The sequence below is a fragment of the Oceanicaulis sp. genome, assembly GCA_040112665.1.
Classification (GTDB): domain Bacteria; phylum Pseudomonadota; class Alphaproteobacteria; order Caulobacterales; family Maricaulaceae; genus Oceanicaulis.
Map to the genome: position 1 here is coordinate 2,068,264 of CP157796.1, position 17,130 is coordinate 2,085,393.

Below are 17,130 nucleotides of genomic sequence, written 5' to 3' on the forward strand. Positions count from 1 at the left end.
GGTCAGTCCGCCGCTTCGATCACGCCGCACAGCACGCGCGCGCCCGCGCCGCCGATGGGCTGGCTGATCATGTCGTCGGGATTGGCGTGCATGACGAAGGCGGACCCGTCCGCGTCCAGAAGCGCGGGCGCGCCGGTCTGCCCGCCGATGGAGACGTTTTCGGTATAGGCCTGGGCGCGCAGCGCGCCGTCGGAATGGACCCAGAGATTGGGCAGGTCGGCGTTGTCGGGACCTTCAGGGTTCAGATAGCCGTGCGCGCTGCCGTCGACATTGATGTGCCCGCCCGAGCTGGTGAAGTCCTCGTTCGAACAATCGCCGATCTTGTGAAGATGCGCGCCGTGCCACTGTCCGCTCGACAGGCCGGGCACGTCGGCTTCGATGGTGAGCACCACGCCTTCGGGGCCCTGGACGAAGCGAACCGTGCCGACTTCGTCGCGGTCGCGATTGATCAGCGTGGCGGTGGCCTCGGCCGCGCCGGAGACCGCCTCGCCCGCCTCGCCGGTGTCCGCGCCGTGATCCATGTCCTGCATGGTCTCGGGCTGGGCGTCCGCCTCCTGGGTTGCGCTCTCCGCGCAGGCGGGCAGGGCGATGACTGCGCCGAGAACGGCGGCGGTGGAAAGAAGGGCGAGGCGGTTCATGAGCATGTCTCCCTGCGAGCTTTCGGGGGGAAGGGTATCACGCCGCAACGCGTTGACGAGGGCGAGGTTCGTTCCGCGCGTCTGTCCACACGCCGGCAGCCCCCGCCGTTTGCCGCCCGCCCGCCCGCTTGCTACACCGCTATGACAGACGCGCGCGCCTGATTCCGGGCGCGCCGGGCCTTCCATTCTTCGCGCCGAGACCGGGTCAAAACCCGGCGCGCGCCAGCGACGGACGAGACGGATTTGAGCGATCTTCCCCCCGAAGACCCGATGAACGAAGGCGGCCCGCGCGGCGGCGACACCGGTTCGCTGATCGCCATCGAAGACGAGATGAAGCGCAGCTATCTCGATTACGCGATGAGCGTGATCGTCAGCCGCGCCATCCCCGACGCCCGCGACGGGCTGAAGCCGGTGCACCGCCGCATTCTCTGGGCCATGCACGAGGGCGGATACACCAAGGACAAGCCCTACAAGAAGTCCGCCAACGTGGTCGGCGACGTGATGGGCCGCTACCACCCCCATGGCGACAGCGCGATCTACGACGCGCTCGCGCGCATGGCGCAGCCTTTCTCCATGGGGCTTAAGCTTCTGGACGGTCAGGGCAATTTCGGCTCGATGGACGGCGACCCGCCCGCGGCCATGCGCTACACAGAGATCCGGATGGATCATCCGGCCGAAGCGCTTCTGGCCGACATCGACAAGGAAACGGTCGACTTCGTCGACAACTACGACGGCTCCAAGCGAGAGCCGACCGTGCTGCCGGCGCGCTATCCGAACCTCTTGGTCAACGGCGCGGGCGGCATCGCGGTGGGCATGGCGACCAACATCCCGCCCCATAACCTCAACGAGATCGTCGACGCGACGCTGGCGATCCTGGACAATCCCGACATCACCGACGGCGAGCTTCTGGAGTTCGTGCCCGCGCCGGACTTCCCGACGGGCGGCGAGATCCTGGGCCGGTCGGGCGCGCGCAAGGCGCTGATGGAAGGCCGGGGCTCGGTGATCCTGCGCGGCAAGTGCTCGATCGAGCAGGTGCGCTCGGGCCGTGAGGCGATCATCGTTCACGAGATCCCCTATCAGGTGAACAAGGCCGTCATGGTCGAGAAGATCGCCGAGCTGGTCCGCGACAAGCGCGTCGAGGGCGTGGCCGATCTGCGCGACGAGTCCGACCGCTCCGGCGTGCGGGTGGTGGTCGAGCTCAAGAAGGACGCCAACGCCGACGTCATCCTGAACCAGCTCTACCGCTGGAGCCCGCTTCAGACCTCGTTCGGGGTGAACATGCTCGCCCTGATCGGCGGCCGGCCGCAGCAGGCGGGGCTGAGGACCTTCCTCGAGACCTTCATCGGGTTCCGCAAGCAGGTCGTCGTCCGCCGCACCAAGTTCGACCTCAAGAAAGCGCGCGACCGTGCGCACGTCTTGATCGGCCTCGGGGTCGCAGTCGCCAATATCGACGAGGTCATCCGCCTGATCCGCAGCGCGCCCGATCCGCAGACCGCCCGCGAGCAGTTGCGCGACCGCGCCTGGCCGGCCAAGGACATCACCGCGCTGGTCGAGCTGGTGGCCGATCCGCGTTCGAAGATCGTCGACGGCACCATCAAGCTCACCGAGGAGCAGGCCAAGGCGATCCTTGATCTGCGCCTGCACCGACTGACCGCGCTCGGCCGCGACGAGATCGGCGACGAAGCGAAAAAGCTCGCCGAGCAGATCGCCGACCTTCTGGACATCCTCAAGAGCCCGCACCGCATCCGCGAGATCATTCGCGGCGAGCTCGAGGAATCCAAGGCCAAGTTCGGCGTCGAACGCCGCTCGACCATCATCGAGGGCGATCTGGAGATCGAGGACGAAGACCTCATCCCGCGCGACGACATGGTCGTCACCCTCACCCATGGCGGCTACGTGAAGCGCACCCCGCTATCGACCTACCGGGCGCAGCATCGCGGCGGCCGGGGCCGGGCGGGCATGGCGATGAAGGACGAGGATTTCGTCGCCACCCTGTTCGTGGCCTCCACCCACGCCCCGCTTCTGTTCTTCAGCTCCGACGGCATGGTCTACAAGACCAAGACCTGGCGTCTGCCCGTCGGCGCGCCCAACAGCCGCGGCAAGTTCCTGACCAACCTCCTGCCGAGCCTCAACGAAGGCGCCTGGATCACTTCGGTGATGGCGCTGCCCGAGGACGAGGAGAGCTGGGACCAGTACGACGTGATGTTCGCCACCGCGGCGGGCACGGTGCGGCGAAACTCGCTGTCGGACTTCGTTCAGGTCAACCGCAACGGCAAGATCGCGATGAAGCTCGACGAGGAGACCGGCCGGATCCTCGACGTGCGCCTGTGCCGGCCTGATCAGGACGTGCTGCTGGTCACCGCCAACGGCAAGGCGATCCGCTTCCCCGTCACCGACGTGCGCGTGTTCGCCAGCCGCAACTCCACCGGCGTGCGCGGCATCCGCATGGAGGACGGCGACCGGCTGATCTCGATGGCGATCCTGAACGCGCTGGAGGTCAGCCGCGCGGAGGTGCGCGCCTATCTCAAGCAGCGCCGCGCCGAGCTCAGAAGCGACGCCGAGGACGAGCTCGAAACCGCAGAGGACGAGATCGAGACCGGCGAGGACGGCGAAGAGGAAGTCACCCTCTCCAACGTCCGCTACATGGAGATGAAGGCGAACGAGGAGCTGTTGCTGACCGTCGCCGAATCCGGGCTCGGCAAGCGGGTGATCTCGTATGAGTATTTCCGTCAGGGCCGGGGCGGTCAGGGCGTGTGGACCAAGGACAAGCGCTTCCCCGAACCGCTTTCGGCCTGCTTTGCGGTCGGCGAGGGCGACACGGTCATGGCCGTCACCGACGGCGGCCAGCTCATCCGCTTCCCCGTCGACACGGTGCGTATCGCCGCGCGCGCGACCAAGGGCGTGCGCCTGATCCGCCTGAGCGAGGGCGAGAAGGTCGTCTCCGTCGTCCGCGTCGCTGAAAGCGACGACGGCGAGGGCGGCGATCCTGAGGACGCGCCCGAAGACGCTCCGGCGGCGCCGAAGGGGCCCGAAGGGGAAGGCTGATGAAAAAGCGCGTCGCGCTCTATCCGGGAACGTTCGATCCCATCACCAACGGCCATCTCGACATCATCGGCCGGGCGGTGAAGCTCTATGACAAGCTGGTGATCGGCGTGGCGCTGAACAGCGCCAAGGGGCCGCTCTTCAGCTTCGAGGAGCGGGTGGAGATGGCGCGCGAGCTCGCCGAGTCCGTCGCCGACGGCACCGAGATCGAGGTGCGGCCCTTCGAGGGCCTGCTCATGCACTTCGCCGAGGAGGTGGGCGCGAACTCGATCATCCGGGGCCTGCGCGCGGTCTCCGACTTCGAATACGAGTTCCAGATGGTGGGCATGAACCAGCGCCTCAATCCGGACATCGAAACCGTGTTTCTGATGGCCGATCCCCGCCATCAGGCGATCGCCTCGCGCCTGGTCAAGGAGATCGCCAAGCTCGGCGGGCGGATCGATCCGTTCGTCCCGCCTCTGGTCAAGGACCGTCTTCTGGAGAAGTTCGCATGATCCGTCCTGTCGCGACCGGCCTTCTGGCCTGCACGAGCGCGCTCGCGCTTTCCGTTTCCGCCTGCGCCGAAAGCGAGACCAGCGAGACCGAAGCGATCGACGCCGCTGCAGCGGCCGCTGCGGCTGCTGCTGAAGCTGAAGCCGCCGTCCAGGACGCCGAACCGGCCGTCGAGGAAGGCCCTGCGCCGGGAGCGGACGCGATCGCGGCCGCGCCAGACAGCGCCTGGCGGACGGTCGATCCGGAAAATCTTCTGCGGATCACCACCACCCAAGGCGTGGTCTGGGTGGAGCTCGCCGACGCGTTCGCGCCGACCCACACCGCCCGCATGCGCGAGCTCGCGCGCATGGACTGGTACGACTTCAAGGTCTGGCACCGCGTGCTCGACGATTTCATGGCCCAGGGCGGCGGCGCGCTGGACAATCCGTCCGTGCAGCCCCCGACCCAGCCGATCGCGGCCGAGTTCACGATGCGGCGCAGCCCCGACGCGCTCGCGATCAGCGAACTCCAGGACCGGCCGGTCAATCCGCGCGCCCGCATGGGCATGGCGAAGGCGGGCTTCTGGAACGGCTTTCCGGCGATGACCCAGCCGGCCGCAGCAGCCGGGATCATGGGCGACGGCCGGGTGGAATCCTGGCTCGTGCACTGTGACGGCGCGGCCGCGATGGCCCGCACCGCCGATCCCAATTCCGCGAACGCGCAATTCTACATCGTCCGCGGCGAGGCCGAGCACCTGAACACCCAGTACACCGTCTGGGGCAAGGTCCGCGACGGGCTCGACGTGGTCTATGCGCTGGAAGAAGGCACGCTGGGCGAGGACGGCGGCTTCCGCCCCGACTTCATCGAGGACATCTCGGTGGCCAGCGACCTGCCCGCCGGCGAGCAGGTCACCGTTCAGGTGATGGACACCGACTCCGCCGCCTTCGCCGCCTATCTCGACGCGCTGCGCGGCGAGGACGGCGCGCTGCCCGATCTGTGCGAGATCACCGTGCCCTCGCGCGTCACCGAATAAGCAGAAAATTACTGGAGAGCCCGATGGCCGAGACCCTCATCCTGACCCTCGACGGCGGCGACGTCACGATCAAGCTGCGCCCCGACCTGGCGCCCAAGCACGTCGCGCGCATCGCCGAACTGGCCGGGGAGGGGTTCTATGACGGGCTGACCTTCCACCGCGTGATCGACGGCTTCGTCGCCCAGGGCGGCTGCCCGGAGGGGCGAGGCACCGGCGGCACCGGCAAGAAGATCCCCGCCGAGTTCAACGACGCGCCCCACGAACGCGGCGCCTGCTCGATGGCCCGCACGATGGATCCCGACAGCGCGGACTGCCAGTTCTTCATCTGCCTGGATGCGGTGCCCTATCTCGACGGCCAGTACACCGTCTGGGGCGAGGTGATCGACGGCATCGAACATGTCGACGCCCTGCCCAAGGGCGAGCCCCCGCGCAATCCGGGCAAGATCCACAAGGCGGTGGTGCAGTAGGGCTTACCCCTTCGCCGGCGCCGGTTGCGGGCGGGTGAAGAGGAGCTTTGCTTCGCTCGAGCCTTCGGCGTCGAAGCGATAGCCGGCGCGGTCGAAGTCTTTCAGCCGCGCCGGATCCTCGATGCGTTCGTCGATGATCCAGCGGGCCAGCATCCCGCGCGCTTTCTTGGCGTAGACCATGAGCGCGCGCAGCTGGCCGTCCTTCTCTTCCTTGAAGTCGACCTCGATCACCGGGACGCCGAGCGACTTCAGCCGGGCGGCCTTGGAATATTCGTTCGAGGCGAGGTTCACCACCGTGTCGGAGGCGTGGCCTTCGAGATCGGAGCGGAGCTGGCCGGCGATGTCGTCGCCCCAGAATTCGTAGAGATTGCCACCCTTCTTCGTCGACAGCCGCGTGCCCATTTCGAGCCGGTAGGGCTGGATCGCGTCGAGCGGGCGCAGCACGCCGTAAAGCCCTGAAAGGATGCGCAGGCGCTGCTGGGCCCATTGCAGGTCCTCCGCGCTCATCGAAGGCGCATCCAGGCCGCGATAGACCTCGCCGTCGAAGGCGAGGGCGGCGGGCCGGCCCTCGGTGCTTTCGGGATCGAACGCCTTGAATCGCTCGCGATTGAGCTCGGCGAGGTCGTCAGACAGCTTCATCAGCGATTTGAGCTTGGGCGCGCTCAGTGTCGCCGTAGTCTTCGACAGCTCCTTGGTGCGCGCGATCAGCGCGGGCCGGGTCATGGTCGGCGCGTGTCCGCGCTCAGAAAAATCCAGCTGCTTGGCCGGGGAGAGGAGAATCAGCATGGGTCGCCCTCCGGTTCGTGTCGCATCGAGATAAGCGCGGCGGGGCCGAAGGGCAAACCGTACCGGCGCGTGCGGGCGCGAGCGCGAAAAGATGAAATAAAGATATCCCGCTGAATGCGTGCTTGCATGAAAAGCATTTTCGGGTATTGTAGAGAAGCTATCGCTATTTCTATCGTGCTTCTGTTTTCCGTTATCCGGCTTCCAGTTGTCGATCAGACTGAGACAGCCGGGCCGCCGCATCCTGCGGGCGGCGACATCACAGGAGACACGGATATGGCCACCGGCACCGTGAAATGGTTCAACCCCACCAAAGGCTTCGGTTTCATCGAGCCTGAAGAGGGCGGCAAGGACGTGTTCGTTCACATCAGCGCGGTTCAGGCCGCCGGCCTGCACGGCCTCGATGACGGACAGAAGGTCAATTACGAGGTCGAATCCGGCCGCGACGGGCGTCAGTCCGCGACCAATCTGACCACGGCGTAATTAGCTGGTTGCGGAGGCGGCGTCCGCGCCGCCTCCGCATTCCGCTTCGGGGCGGGCTTTATTCATCCGGCCGCCTCCGGCCGTCAGGAGCCGACGATCTTGCAGACCAAATCATCCGTTTTCAAACCCACGAAACCTGAATCGCGCGCCGCCGAGACCGACCGGACGGCCAAGGCGATCATCGACGCCGAAGACGAGGCCCGCCGCGCCAAGACCGCCCGGCTGAGAGCCGCACGCCTGGCCCAGGAGGCCGAGGAGCGCGCCGCCGCGCCCGCGCCGGCCAAGGCGAAGAAAAAGGCGCCCGCCCGCAAACGCGCGGCGAAGACCTGACCTCACTCGGTCGGGGCGTTTTCCGACAACAGATCCGGCGCAGCCTCCTCGGCGCGCTCTTCCTCCACACGCCGCCTGATGGTTTCGTCAGGCCGGGTGTCGGCCGGCTCGCCTTTGGCGGCGGGCGGTGACGCCTTTTGCGTGGCGGGCCTGGTCGCGGCCTGCGCCGCGCTCGCTGCGCCCTGCGGCGGGGGCTGATCGAAGCGCAGCCGGTAGATCGGCTCGGGCAGGGTGAACCCGCCCGCTTCCAGAGCGGTCTTCACCGCGGCCAGGGCCGCCGACCGGCTTTTGAGAAAATCGGCCTGGTTCTGGTCGATCCAGCCTGAGAAATTCAGATCCAGCGTCGAAGCCCCGGCCTTCTCGATATGGCCCGCCGGGGCGGGATCGTCGCGTACGAAATCCAGCCCGTTCAGCGTTCTGAGTCCGAGCCGCACGGCCGCTTCGGCGTCGTCGGCGGCGTCCACGCCCAGCAGGAAATCGAAGCGCCGCTCGGCGTTGCGGGTGTAGTTCAGGATCACCGCCTTGAAGACCGCCGCGTTGGGGATGCGCAGATGATTGCCGTCGAGCGTCATCAGAACCGTCGCCCGCGAGGTCAGCCGGATCACCCGGCCTTCCTGCCCGTCGATGACCACGTGGTCGTTCGGCCTGAAGGGCTGACGCACGCTCAGCATGATCGAGGCGACATAGTTCTCGATCGTGTCCTTGACCGCAAAACCGAGCGCCAGTCCCGCCACGCCGGCTGCGCCCAGAAGCGCGCCCAGCACCGCGGTCGCGTCCAGAAGCGTCAAGGCGGCGACAAGTCCGAAGACGACCGCGGCGATCTTCACGGATGCGGCGACCAGCTCGGCGACGAATAGGTTCGGCGTGACGCGCCGCCAGAGCCCGCGCCGACCGGCGACGAACCAGCCGAGCCCCGCCACGAGGACGAAGACCAGCACCGCCAGCCCGACGAGCGGCAGGGCGCGGGCGGCCTCCCTGATGCGCTTCACCGTGTCGTCGAGCGCGGGATCGACCCTGCCGGCGACCGACACGTCGCGCTCAATGCTGTTCTCGACCGTCGCCACACCCTCGACCCGGCTCGCGAGGGTCTCGGCGCGCCGGGCGGCGTCTGCGGTGGCCGTCGCGCCGGTCAGGGTGACGACCCCTGCGTCGACTTCGGCGCGCACGCCTGACAGCGCGTCGATCTCGGAAAAGATGTCGGAGATGCGCCGGGCGATCGCCGCGTCCTCGTCCGCCGAACCGGCCGCTGCGATCGGCGGGCCGGGATCGGGTTCGGGCTCTGGCTCCTGGCTGAAGCCGGGCGCGGCGAACAGGAGAAAGGCGGTGAACAGGTGCAGAATGAAGCGCAGCATGAGCCGATAACGGCTCGACCCGGCGAAGGGTTGTCCGCTGAGGGCCGCTCCGGGCTCAGCCGCCGCCGATCAGGACGCGCGGGTTCATGATTCCCTTTGGATCGAGCGCGGCCTTGATCGCGGTCATCAGCTCGACCTCGACTGGCTTGCGGGCGCGCAGTTCGGCCTGCTTCAGGACGCCCACGCCGTGCTCGGCGCTGATCGAGCCGTGATGGCGGTCGACGAGATCGTAGATCCTGCTTGTCAGCGGTTTCACCGCGTCCAGGAAGTCCTCGTCTGCGCCGGGCTCACGGCGGGCGATGTTGAAGTGTACGTTGCCGTCTCCGACATGGCCGAAGGCGATGACCAGCACGTCCTCGCGCGCGCCCTCCGCTAGTGCGATCGCCTCGTCCATGAACGCGCCCATGGCCGAGACCGGGACCGAGACGTCGTGCTTGGCCGCCTTGCCGTGCGCTTTCTCGGCTTCGGGAATGGCTTCGCGCAGCGCCCAGAATTCCTTCGCCTGAGCTTCGGACTGGGCCAGAGCGGCGTCGGTCAGAAGGCCTTTCTCAAACCCGGCTTCGAGGGCTGTCTGCATCATCGCTTCGGCGCGGCCGGCTTCAGGGCTGGTCAGTTCGATCAGCACGGTCCAGCCCGGCGCGCCGTCGAGCGGCGGCCGCGCGCCGGGGACGTGGGCGTAGACGAGATCGAGGCCGGCTTTGGGCATCAGCTCGAAGGCTGCGACCTGTCCGCCGGTGGCGTCCTTCATGTGCCCCAGCAGGTCCACTGCCGCGCTGGGGCTCTCCACGGCGGCGACGGCCACCGCGGTCGAGGCGGGCCGGGGGAAGAGCTTCAGCGTCGCCCCGGTGACCACGCCCAGCGTGCCCTCCGCGCCGATGAACAGCTGTTTGAGGTCGTAGCCGGTGTTGTCCTTCCTCAGCCCCGCGAGATCGTTGATCACGCGCCCGCCCGGCAGCACGGCTTCGAGCCCCAGAACCAGCTCGCGCATCATGCCGTAGCGCAGGACGTGCACCCCGCCGGCGTTCGTGGAGATCAGCCCGCCGATCATCGCCGAGCCCTGAGAGCCCAGCGACAGCGGGAAAAGCTTGCCTGCGTCCGCGGCGGCGTTCTGAACGGTCTCGAGGATCGCGCCGGCTTCGCAGGTCAGGGACTCGTTGGCGGTGTCCACCGACAGAATACGGTTCATCCGCTTCAGGGAGATCAGCACCTCGCCCTGCGGCGTCGATCCGCCGACAAGCCCGGTGTTGCCGCCCTGGGGCAGGACGGAGATCCCGTGCTCCTGACAGACGGTCAGGATTTCGGCGACCTCCTCGGTGCTCGACGGCTTCAGAAGCAGCGGGCTCTCACCGCGATACCGGCCGCGCCAGTCGGCGACCAGCGGCGCGAGTTCCCCCGGATCGGCGGAGATCGCAGCGGCGGGCAGGGCGGCGGAGAACAGCGAGGAAAGGTCGGAAGCCATAGCCGCCATCATGGACGGCGCGACCGGCGCCGAACAAGAGGGCTAGAGCGGCGCCTTTTTCAGGACCGCCTGAAACCTCAGCGACGGCGCCCGGTCGGCGCGGCCTTCGAAGGCGTACTCGTCGCCGGTCTTGCGCCCTGTGAGGGTGAGGGTGAAATCCTCCACCTCGCCGAACACGCTCATCCGGTCCCTGTCGTGCTGACGCACGCGAAGCGAGACGGAGATCTTGCCGTCCTCGCCGGTGATCTTTCCGACGTAATACATGGCGGTGTCCCCGCCATAGACCTGGTCGCCGTCGACATAGATCACCCCCGCCGCGTCATCGAGCGGCGTTCTGAAGCGGGCGATGTACAGGCCGGTGTCCATGAGCATTCCGTATATCTGAGGTGTGCACGCTGATGCTACCAGAGCGCGAGTTAATCTTTCCTCGCCGAAGCGCGGCGAAGCCGGTCGTTGATCGCCTCGCCGAGCCCGTAATCGGGGATCGGCGCGACGGCTATGCAGGGCGCGGCACCGTCAAGGGCGCGCAGACCAGAGAACAGATTCGCAGCCGCTTCGGCCAGATCCCCCCTGGGTGAGAGGTTCATGACCCTGACAGCGTTAACAGAACGTTGTTCCCCGAAGGCCAGGAACGCTTCGTCCGGCTCGGGAGCGGACGCGTTCATCCGGACCGCGGAGCGTGGCGCGTAGTGACTTGTCAGCTGACCGGGCGCTTCGGGGCGATCGGAAGCCCCGGCGGCAAAGGAGAGCGCGTGCCCGCAGACCCGTTCGATCTCGGCGCGGGGCGTGCCGCCGGGGCGGAGCAGGCGGACCGGGTCGCCGGTGACCGCGACGATGGTGCTTTCCACCCCCACCGCGCACGGCCCGCCGTCGAGGATGAGATGGATGCGCCCTGACAGGCTTTCGGCGACGTGTTCGGCGCGGGTCGGGCTCACCGCCCCGGACCGGTTGGCGCTGGGCGCGGCGAGCGGCGCGCCGGCCGCAGCGATCAGGGCGGCCATGGCCGGAGAGGCCGGCGCGCGCACCGCCAGCGTATCGAGACCCGCCGCGGCGAGATCGCTCACCGGCGCATCAGGGCGTTTCGGCGCGACGATCGTGAGCGGGCCGGGCCAGAACGCCTCGGCGAGCCTGCGGCCCGTTTCAGGCAGGTCGACCAATCTCTCGGCGTGCGCGAGATCGCGGACATGGGCGATGAGCGGATTGAAGCGGGGCCGGCCCTTGGCTTCGTAGACCCCGGCGACGGCCTCGGCGTTCGAGGCGTCGCAGGCGAGCCCGTAGACCGTCTCTGTCGGAACCGCGACGCAGCCCCCGGCGCGCAGGATCGCCGCCGCCTCGTCGAGCGCGGCGGGATCGTTCGCGGGCCGGATCGGCGTCGTGTCGGGCAGAGGCGGTCTCATGGCGAGCGCATGTACGCCCCATGGACCGCCGGAGCAACGCCCGCCGCTACCCGGCGCGGTCGGCTTCGATGTGCAGATTGACCGTGACGCGGGGCCCGACATCCGACCAGCTCGACCCGCCGACGCCGAATTTCGCCCGCTCGATCGTGAACGAGCCGTCAGCTACGGCGCGGTCGCCGTCGATCTCGAGGGTGAAGGGCAGGGTCAGCGGCTGAGACTGTCCCTTGATGGTCAGCGTGCCGACCGCCTCGTAGCCGCTGTCGGTCGCGCGGATGTCCTCAGAGACGAAGCGCGCTTCGGGATGGCTCTCTACGTCGAGGCCCGCGCCGCTTTGCATGTTCGAGGCGTATTGCGCGTTCGACAATTCCGCCGACCCGGTGCGGACCGTCGCGTCGATGCGGGCGGCGTCGAGGTTTTCCGGATCCAGGGTGATCTCGGCGGAGAAGTCCTGAAACGCGCCGGTGAAGCCCGACCCGAACGCGGTCACTTCGAACCCGACCGTGCTGGCTTCGGTGTCGACCACCCAGTCGGTGGCGAAGGCCGGCGCGGCGAAAAGCGCGGCGGCGGCGAAGGCGGTGAGCGTGCGGCGCATGAGCGTGTCCTGAGTTCCTTGCGAGTGTTTCGCAACAGATACGCCGCTCGCGCCGCCGCGCAAGGCCGGGCACGGAAACGTGACGCTTCCGGCCCGGAAACAGACCTCAGGCGCGGTCCTGCCTGGGCGCGTTCAGGCCCGGGATCATCCGGGTCAGAACGCCGTCGCGGTCGAGGAAGTGGTGCTTGAGCGCCCCGCCGGCGTGAAGCGCCAGCAACACCAGGATCACCCAGCCCCCTGCGCCGTGCGCCGAGCCTGAAAACGCCTGAAAGTCGCTGGTCTGCGGCACGGGCAGCTTGGGCAGGGCGACCTCGTTGAACAGCAGGATCGGGAACGCATCCCCGAACGCCGACGCGGCGACATAGCCGCCCAGCGGCACGCCGATCATCACCGCGTAGAAGGCGACATGGGCGAAACGGGCGAAATACCGTTCCCAGGTCTTCATATGGCTCGGCAGCGCAGGCGGCTTGTGAGTCAGCCGCCAGGCGAGCCGGCCCAGCGACAGCAGAAGGATCAGGATGCCGACCGTCTTGTGCCAGTTATAGGCGGCGCCGACCTGCTCGAAGGTCGTCTCGCCGGTCGCCAGGCCCTCGCGCAGGCCTTCCATCCACCAGCCGAAGAAGACCATGCCGACCAGCAGGAAGGCGATGGTCCAGTGAAAGGCGATCGCGACCGCCGAGTAGCGGCCCGAGGGCGCGGCGGGAGAGGGGGCGACGGCGTCGGACATGAACGTCTCCTTCAGTCCTTCAGAAACTCGGCTTCGATTAGAACGCGGACTTCGTCGCCGATAAAGTTCCCCGGAAGCCGGCCGACGCCGAATTCGGTGCGGTTGATCGTCGCTTTGGCCTTAAATCCCGCTGCCCGCCGGCCTTCCAGCGGGTTGAAGACTGCGCCGTAAAACTCTGTTTCCAATACGACCGGCCGGGTTTCGCCCTTCAAGGTGAGCGTTCCATGGACGCGGCCGGTGGTCTCCCCGGTCACTTCGATACGGGTCGATTCAAACACGATTTCCGGACGGGCGCCGGCGTCGAACCAGCCCGCACCGCGCAGCGTCTCGTCGAAATCGGGATCGCCGGTGGAGACCGATCCGGCCTCCACGATCGCGGTGAGCTGCGCGGCCTCGGGGTTCGCCGGATCGAAATCGAGGCTCGCCCGCACCGTGTCGAAGCGGGCGGTGTACCAGCTCAGCCCCATGTGCCGGACCTGCCAGAGCACGCTGGTGTGCGCAGGATCGAGCGACCATTCGCCGGCGGGTAGCTCCGCCGGGTCGGTGCTGGGCGTGGAGACGCAGGCCGTCGCGCTGAAAACGGCGAGGCCGCTCAGGATTGCAGCGAGGCTGGATCGCATGTCGGACGTCCTTCGAGGCTTTGCGCAGTAAGCTAGCGCGGCCGCCTGCGGGCGCCACACCATGCTTGCCGACGCTCGGCCGGGGCGTATACACAGCCCGCCCATGGATATTTTCGCGCTCGCCTTCGCCAATCTCACCTCGCCGCCGGTGCTGTTCTTCGCGCTCGGCGTGTTTGCGGGCGTCGCGCGCTCCGATCTCAGCGTGCCCCAGGCGGTCGCCAAGGGGCTCGCGCTCTATCTGATGCTCGCGATCGGCTTCAAGGGCGGGGTGGAGGTCTCCAAGGCCGGGCTCAGCGTCGATCTTCTGCTCGCAGCCCTCGCAGGCGTGGTGCTGAGCTTCGCGATGCCGCTGATCGCGTATTTCCTCCTGCGCAATTTCACAAAGCTCGACCGGACCACCGCGGCCGCCAGCGCGGCGCATTACGGCTCGATCTCGGTGGTGACGTTCGTTGCGGGCTCGGAGTTTCTGACGCTCACCGGGCTCGTCTATTCAGGCCATATGGTCGCCGTGCTCGCGCTGATGGAGACGCCGGCGATTCTCACCGGGCTCCTTCTCGCGGGCCGCAGCACGGCGGGCGAGGACCAGTCCGCCCGCGGCGATCTCATCCGCGAGGTCGCGCTCAACGGCTCGGTCGTCCTTCTGATGGGCGCGTTCTTCATCGGCTGGATCTCCGGCGAGCCGGGCATGGCGCGCCTCGATCCGTTCGTGAACGGCATCTTCCAGGGCGTGCTGGCGCTGTTCCTGCTCGACATGGGCATTGTCGCCGCCAGGCGTTTGTCCGGCGCGAAGAAGCTCGGCGTGGCCGGCGCGATCTTCGGCGCGGTGATGCCGCCCATCGGCGCGACCTGCGCGCTCGGGGTCGCCGCGCTGATCGGCATGAGCCCCGGCGACGCCGCCGCCCTGATGATCCTTGCGGGCAGCGCGAGCTATATCGCGGTGCCGGCGGCCATGCGCATCGCGCTGCCGAAAGCGGACCCGTCTGTGTATCTGACGCTTTCGCTGGCGATCACCTTCCCGTTCAATCTCACCGTGGGCATCCCGCTATATGCGGCCGCGGCCCGGCTCGTGCTCGGAGGCTGAGAATGGCGCGCACCACCGCCAAGAAGATCATCGCCATCGTCGAGTCGCCCCATCTCAAGCGCCTCATCGAGATGCTGCGCAGCTGCGGCGTGGGCGGGTTCACCGTGCTTGAAGGCCGCGAAGGGTCCGGGCTGACCGGCGACTGGCGCAGCGAGGACATCGTCGCCGCCGCCGAGATGAAAATCGTGCTCTCGGTCATGAAGCCCGAGACCGCCGAGAAGGTCTTTGAAAAGGCCGGCCCCTTCTTCGAGCGCTATCCGGGCATCATCTACGCCCACGACGTCGAAGTGGTGCGCGCGCACCGTTTCTAGATCACGCCTGGGCGGACGCGGGGTTTCCCCACGCCTGTCATGGTGAAGAATCCCGGCAGGTCGCAACCGGTTTTGCTGGAAATCCCGGCGAAGCCTGGTCTAGAACCCCGCCAACCACAGCGCCCGCGTCCGCGATGCGCGTCACAAGAAACGGGGAGTGATGGCCTTGGCTCGAAGGCTGATCTACATCGTGCTGCTGACCGTGGTGCTGGCCGCGCTCTGGCTGCTGCTGTCGGGCAAGTGGACGCACATCCTGCTGCTCAGCGTCGGCGCCGCCTCGGTCGTCGCCTCGGTCTGGATGACCGTGCGCATGGGCGTTCTGGACGGCGAGGCCGCGCCCTTCGGCGGACTGCCGCGCTTCCTGAGCTACTGGATCTGGCTGGGCGGCGAGATCTTCAAGGCCAACATCGCAGTGGTGCGCCTGGCGCTGGCGCCGGATCTGAACATCAAGCCGGTGATGACCCGCGTGGCGGCCGGCCGGGGCAGCGATCTGGCCCGGACGACGTTCGCGAACTCGATCACCCTGACGCCGGGCACCGTGACCGTCGAGGTCGAGCAGACCGGGTTCCTGGTCCACGCCCTTGATGAAAACTTCGCCGATCAGGACGCGTTCCGCGACATGGAGCGCCGGTCTATCGGGGCGGCGGACAAGGAGGCGGGCGCATGATCATGTTCGCTGTCGATTTCGCCGTGGCGGCCATGCTGGCTGTCGGAATGGCGTTGATTCTCGCCCGGCTTTTCGTCGGGCCGACGCTGTATGACCGGGTACTGGCGGTGAACGCCTTCGGCACCAAAACGGTGCTGTTCCTAGTCGTGTTCGCGCTGATGGCCGGCGAGACCGCCGCGATCGACATCGCGCTGCTCTATGCGCTGGTGAACTTCATCGCGACGATCGCGATCCTGAAATTCTTCCGCTATCGCTCGCTCGAGGTCGCGCTCTCCCAGATGGCGCTGCGCCGCGCCGTGGACCGGGAGGACGACTGATGGCCGCGCTCATCATCGACGTCGCGTTGGACATCGTTTCGGCCACCCTGATGCTCACCGGAGCGGTCTTCGTCATGGCCGGCGCGCTGGGCATGCTGCGCCTTCCTGATTTCTACACCCGTCTTCACGCCGCCGGGGTCACCGACACGCTGGGCGCGGAGATGATCGTCATTGGCCTGATGCTGCAGACCGGCTGGTCGCTGGACACCGTCAAGCTCGCGCTTCTGGGCCTGTTCGTCTTCCTGACCAGCCCGACCGCGACGCACGCCACGGCCAACGCGGCCTACAAGGCGGGGCTCAAGCCCGTGCTGACCCGATTCCGGCCGCGCGGCGACGACGGAAAGGGAGGCGCGCGGTGACGTTCGACTATACCCAGATCTTCGATTACGCCCTCCTGCTGATGATGCTGGCGGTCGGTGTGGCCGTGATCCGGCTGAAGAACCTGTTCGCCATCGTCATGCTGACCGGCGTGTATTCGCTTCTCTCGGCGGCCTGGTTCGTGTCGCTGGACGCGCTGGACGTGGGCTTCACCGAAGCGGCGGTCGGTGCGGGCATCTCCACGGTGCTGCTGCTGGCGGCGATGCTTCTGACCGCGCGCGAGTGCGAACCGGTGAGCGCGATCCGGCACTGGGCGGCGCTGGCGGTGACGGGGGCTGCGGGCTTCGCGCTGTTCTACGCCCTGCCTGACATGCCCGAGTACGGCGCGCTCTCCAGCCCGGTCAATTCCGGCGTGGGCATGGAGTACATGATGCGCACCGCCGAGGACATTCACATCCCCAACGTCGTCACCGCGGTTCTGGGCTCCTACCGGGGCTTCGACACCATGGGCGAGGTGTTCGTGGTGTTCGCAGCCGGCGTGGGCGTGGCGCTGCTGATGGGCCTTTCGGGACGCCGCAAGGAAGGGGTCGACGAATAATGGCGCCGCACCTCATCCTGCGGGTCGTGGCCAAGCTGCTGATCCCGCTCATTCTCGTTTTTGGCTTCTACGTCCACTTCCACGCCAAGTACGCGCCCGGCGGCGCGTTCCAGGCCGGCGTGATCCTGGCCGCGGCGCTGATCCTTTATGCGCTGATCTACGGCATGGAGGCCGCCCGCAAGGCCGTGCCGCCCTGGGCGGCGCGCGTGACCATGGCGCTGGGCGCGTTCATCTTCGCGGCGGTGGGGTTCGTCTCGCTGGTCTTCGGGGAGAACTTCCTCGATTACGATCCCCTGCACCCCAATCTCGAACTCGCCCGCGGCCAGTATATCGGCATCGTGCTGGTGGAGATCGGCGTGCTGATGACCGTCACCGCGGTGATCATCGCGATCTTCTACGCCTTCGCCGGACGCAGCCCGGAAATCACCGAGGAGGATTGGTGAG

22 protein-coding genes are annotated in these 17,130 nt (G+C 67.6%); 13 read left to right on the top strand and 9 right to left on the bottom strand.

Features of this window, described 5'->3' with window-relative positions; genetic code table 11:
* Nucleotides 1-2: 2 nt before the first annotated feature.
* Nucleotides 3-638 carry a superoxide dismutase family protein gene (locus ABL308_10025; GenBank protein ID XBQ15295.1) on the bottom strand — a complete coding sequence of 212 codons (636 nt, stop codon included), beginning with the start codon at nucleotides 636-638 and terminating at the stop codon, nucleotides 3-5.
* 270 nt (nucleotides 639-908) lie between these two features.
* On the opposite strand from ABL308_10025, the gene gyrA reads away from it, so the two are divergent.
* Genes gyrA through ABL308_10045 form a run of 4 tightly spaced genes read left to right on the top strand, consistent with a single transcriptional unit; the run spans nucleotide 909 to nucleotide 5,651 of the window.
* Nucleotides 909-3,683, top strand: coding sequence for a DNA gyrase subunit A (gene gyrA, locus ABL308_10030; GenBank protein ID XBQ17731.1), 2,775 nt, complete (start codon nucleotides 909-911; stop codon nucleotides 3,681-3,683).
* The gene (coaD, locus tag ABL308_10035; GenBank protein ID XBQ15296.1) at nucleotides 3,683-4,174 is read left to right on the top strand and encodes a pantetheine-phosphate adenylyltransferase; all 492 of its coding nucleotides are present in this window, start codon (nucleotides 3,683-3,685) and stop codon (nucleotides 4,172-4,174) included. The genes gyrA and coaD overlap by 1 nt, the downstream gene beginning before the upstream one ends.
* Nucleotides 4,171-5,184 carry a peptidylprolyl isomerase gene (locus ABL308_10040; protein ID XBQ15297.1) on the top strand — a complete coding sequence of 338 codons (1,014 nt, stop codon included), beginning with the start codon at nucleotides 4,171-4,173 and terminating at the stop codon, nucleotides 5,182-5,184. The genes coaD and ABL308_10040 overlap by 4 nt, the downstream gene beginning before the upstream one ends.
* 23 nt (nucleotides 5,185-5,207) lie before the next feature.
* The gene (locus ABL308_10045; GenBank protein ID XBQ15298.1) at nucleotides 5,208-5,651 is read left to right on the top strand and encodes a peptidylprolyl isomerase; all 444 of its coding nucleotides are present in this window, start codon (nucleotides 5,208-5,210) and stop codon (nucleotides 5,649-5,651) included.
* Nucleotides 5,652-5,654: 3 nt separating this feature from the next.
* Here ABL308_10045 and yaaA read toward each other — a convergent pair whose 3' ends face one another.
* Nucleotides 5,655-6,437, bottom strand: a complete 783-nt coding sequence (yaaA, locus tag ABL308_10050) for a peroxide stress protein YaaA (GenBank protein ID XBQ15299.1) — start codon at nucleotides 6,435-6,437, stop codon at nucleotides 5,655-5,657.
* Between the two features lie 273 nt (nucleotides 6,438-6,710).
* Here yaaA and ABL308_10055 point away from each other — a divergent pair, with 273 nt between their 5' ends.
* Both ABL308_10055 and ABL308_10060 read left to right on the top strand, forming a co-directional pair.
* Nucleotides 6,711-6,917 (top strand): cold-shock protein, encoded by a 207-nt coding sequence (locus ABL308_10055; GenBank protein XBQ15300.1) that lies wholly within the window; start codon nucleotides 6,711-6,713, stop codon nucleotides 6,915-6,917.
* A 99-nt stretch (nucleotides 6,918-7,016) separates the two neighbouring features.
* Nucleotides 7,017-7,247, top strand: coding sequence for a hypothetical protein (locus ABL308_10060; GenBank protein ID XBQ15301.1), 231 nt, complete (start codon nucleotides 7,017-7,019; stop codon nucleotides 7,245-7,247).
* Between the two features lie 2 nt (nucleotides 7,248-7,249).
* Here ABL308_10060 and ABL308_10065 read toward each other — a convergent pair whose 3' ends face one another.
* From ABL308_10065 to ABL308_10095, 7 genes are all read right to left on the bottom strand, one after another.
* Complete coding sequence (locus ABL308_10065) at nucleotides 7,250-8,599, bottom strand: mechanosensitive ion channel domain-containing protein (protein ID XBQ15302.1); 1,350 nt, start codon at nucleotides 8,597-8,599, stop codon at nucleotides 7,250-7,252.
* Nucleotides 8,600-8,654: 55 nt separating this feature from the next.
* Nucleotides 8,655-10,058 carry an FAD-binding oxidoreductase gene (locus ABL308_10070; GenBank protein XBQ15303.1) on the bottom strand — a complete coding sequence of 468 codons (1,404 nt, stop codon included), beginning with the start codon at nucleotides 10,056-10,058 and terminating at the stop codon, nucleotides 8,655-8,657.
* Between the two features lie 42 nt (nucleotides 10,059-10,100).
* Entirely contained in the window at nucleotides 10,101-10,424 is a 324-nt protein-coding gene (locus ABL308_10075; protein XBQ15304.1) for a GrlR family regulatory protein, read from the bottom strand.
* Nucleotides 10,425-10,474: 50 nt separating this feature from the next.
* Nucleotides 10,475-11,455, bottom strand: coding sequence for an L-threonylcarbamoyladenylate synthase (locus ABL308_10080; protein XBQ15305.1), 981 nt, complete (start codon nucleotides 11,453-11,455; stop codon nucleotides 10,475-10,477).
* Nucleotides 11,456-11,501: 46 nt separating this feature from the next.
* Nucleotides 11,502-12,047 carry a YceI family protein gene (locus tag ABL308_10085; protein ID XBQ15306.1) on the bottom strand — a complete coding sequence of 182 codons (546 nt, stop codon included), beginning with the start codon at nucleotides 12,045-12,047 and terminating at the stop codon, nucleotides 11,502-11,504.
* Nucleotides 12,048-12,153: 106 nt separating this feature from the next.
* Entirely contained in the window at nucleotides 12,154-12,774 is a 621-nt protein-coding gene (locus tag ABL308_10090) for a cytochrome b (GenBank protein XBQ15307.1), read from the bottom strand.
* Nucleotides 12,775-12,785: 11 nt separating this feature from the next.
* Nucleotides 12,786-13,394, bottom strand: a complete 609-nt coding sequence (locus tag ABL308_10095; protein XBQ15308.1) for a YceI family protein — start codon at nucleotides 13,392-13,394, stop codon at nucleotides 12,786-12,788.
* 103 nt (nucleotides 13,395-13,497) lie between these two features.
* Between ABL308_10095 and ABL308_10100 the strand changes: the two genes are divergently transcribed.
* The 7 genes from ABL308_10100 (at nucleotide 13,498) to ABL308_10130 (ending at nucleotide 17,129) form a co-directional block, all read left to right on the top strand.
* Entirely contained in the window at nucleotides 13,498-14,475 is a 978-nt protein-coding gene (locus ABL308_10100; GenBank protein ID XBQ15309.1) for a sodium-dependent bicarbonate transport family permease, read from the top strand.
* A 2-nt stretch (nucleotides 14,476-14,477) separates the two neighbouring features.
* Nucleotides 14,478-14,786 (top strand): DUF190 domain-containing protein, encoded by a 309-nt coding sequence (locus ABL308_10105; GenBank protein XBQ15310.1) that lies wholly within the window; start codon nucleotides 14,478-14,480, stop codon nucleotides 14,784-14,786.
* A gap of 166 nt (nucleotides 14,787-14,952) precedes the next feature.
* The gene (locus ABL308_10110; protein XBQ15311.1) at nucleotides 14,953-15,453 is read left to right on the top strand and encodes a Na+/H+ antiporter subunit E; all 501 of its coding nucleotides are present in this window, start codon (nucleotides 14,953-14,955) and stop codon (nucleotides 15,451-15,453) included.
* Nucleotides 15,450-15,770: a monovalent cation/H+ antiporter complex subunit F gene (locus ABL308_10115; GenBank protein XBQ15312.1), complete on the top strand. Its 321-nt coding sequence runs from the start codon at nucleotides 15,450-15,452 to the stop codon at nucleotides 15,768-15,770. The genes ABL308_10110 and ABL308_10115 overlap by 4 nt, the downstream gene beginning before the upstream one ends.
* The gene (mnhG, locus tag ABL308_10120) at nucleotides 15,770-16,129 is read left to right on the top strand and encodes a monovalent cation/H(+) antiporter subunit G (protein ID XBQ15313.1); all 360 of its coding nucleotides are present in this window, start codon (nucleotides 15,770-15,772) and stop codon (nucleotides 16,127-16,129) included. The genes ABL308_10115 and mnhG overlap by 1 nt, the downstream gene beginning before the upstream one ends.
* Nucleotides 16,126-16,686 carry a DUF4040 domain-containing protein gene (locus ABL308_10125; GenBank protein XBQ15314.1) on the top strand — a complete coding sequence of 187 codons (561 nt, stop codon included), beginning with the start codon at nucleotides 16,126-16,128 and terminating at the stop codon, nucleotides 16,684-16,686. The genes mnhG and ABL308_10125 overlap by 4 nt, the downstream gene beginning before the upstream one ends.
* Nucleotides 16,686-17,129 carry a Na(+)/H(+) antiporter subunit B gene (locus ABL308_10130; protein XBQ15315.1) on the top strand — a complete coding sequence of 148 codons (444 nt, stop codon included), beginning with the start codon at nucleotides 16,686-16,688 and terminating at the stop codon, nucleotides 17,127-17,129. Before ABL308_10125 ends, ABL308_10130 begins: the two co-directional genes overlap by 1 nt.
* The last annotated feature ends 1 nt before the right edge of the window (nucleotide 17,130 follow it).

Excerpts from the sequence above, each read along its gene's own strand:
- ABL308_10025 (XBQ15295.1), bottom strand. The coding sequence starts at position 638 with ATGAACCGCCTCGCCCTTCTTTCCACCGCCGCCGTTCTCGGCGCAGTC.
- gyrA (XBQ17731.1), top strand. The coding sequence starts at position 909 with ATGAACGAAGGCGGCCCGCGCGGCGGCGACACCGGTTCGCTGATCGCC.
- coaD (XBQ15296.1), top strand. The coding sequence starts at position 3,683 with ATGAAAAAGCGCGTCGCGCTCTATCCGGGAACGTTCGATCCCATCACC.
- ABL308_10040 (XBQ15297.1), top strand. The coding sequence starts at position 4,171 with ATGATCCGTCCTGTCGCGACCGGCCTTCTGGCCTGCACGAGCGCGCTC.
- ABL308_10045 (XBQ15298.1), top strand. The coding sequence starts at position 5,208 with ATGGCCGAGACCCTCATCCTGACCCTCGACGGCGGCGACGTCACGATC.
- yaaA (XBQ15299.1), bottom strand. The coding sequence starts at position 6,437 with ATGCTGATTCTCCTCTCCCCGGCCAAGCAGCTGGATTTTTCTGAGCGC.
- ABL308_10055 (XBQ15300.1), top strand. The coding sequence starts at position 6,711 with ATGGCCACCGGCACCGTGAAATGGTTCAACCCCACCAAAGGCTTCGGT.
- ABL308_10065 (XBQ15302.1), bottom strand. The coding sequence starts at position 8,599 with ATGCTGCGCTTCATTCTGCACCTGTTCACCGCCTTTCTCCTGTTCGCC.
- ABL308_10070 (XBQ15303.1), bottom strand. The coding sequence starts at position 10,058 with ATGGCTTCCGACCTTTCCTCGCTGTTCTCCGCCGCCCTGCCCGCCGCT.
- ABL308_10075 (XBQ15304.1), bottom strand. The coding sequence starts at position 10,424 with ATGGACACCGGCCTGTACATCGCCCGCTTCAGAACGCCGCTCGATGAC.
- ABL308_10080 (XBQ15305.1), bottom strand. The coding sequence starts at position 11,455 with ATGAGACCGCCTCTGCCCGACACGACGCCGATCCGGCCCGCGAACGAT.
- ABL308_10085 (XBQ15306.1), bottom strand. The coding sequence starts at position 12,047 with ATGCGCCGCACGCTCACCGCCTTCGCCGCCGCCGCGCTTTTCGCCGCG.
- ABL308_10090 (XBQ15307.1), bottom strand. The coding sequence starts at position 12,774 with ATGTCCGACGCCGTCGCCCCCTCTCCCGCCGCGCCCTCGGGCCGCTAC.
- ABL308_10095 (XBQ15308.1), bottom strand. The coding sequence starts at position 13,394 with ATGCGATCCAGCCTCGCTGCAATCCTGAGCGGCCTCGCCGTTTTCAGC.
- ABL308_10100 (XBQ15309.1), top strand. The coding sequence starts at position 13,498 with ATGGATATTTTCGCGCTCGCCTTCGCCAATCTCACCTCGCCGCCGGTG.
- ABL308_10105 (XBQ15310.1), top strand. The coding sequence starts at position 14,478 with ATGGCGCGCACCACCGCCAAGAAGATCATCGCCATCGTCGAGTCGCCC.
- ABL308_10115 (XBQ15312.1), top strand. The coding sequence starts at position 15,450 with ATGATCATGTTCGCTGTCGATTTCGCCGTGGCGGCCATGCTGGCTGTC.
- mnhG (XBQ15313.1), top strand. The coding sequence starts at position 15,770 with ATGGCCGCGCTCATCATCGACGTCGCGTTGGACATCGTTTCGGCCACC.
- ABL308_10130 (XBQ15315.1), top strand. The coding sequence starts at position 16,686 with ATGGCGCCGCACCTCATCCTGCGGGTCGTGGCCAAGCTGCTGATCCCG.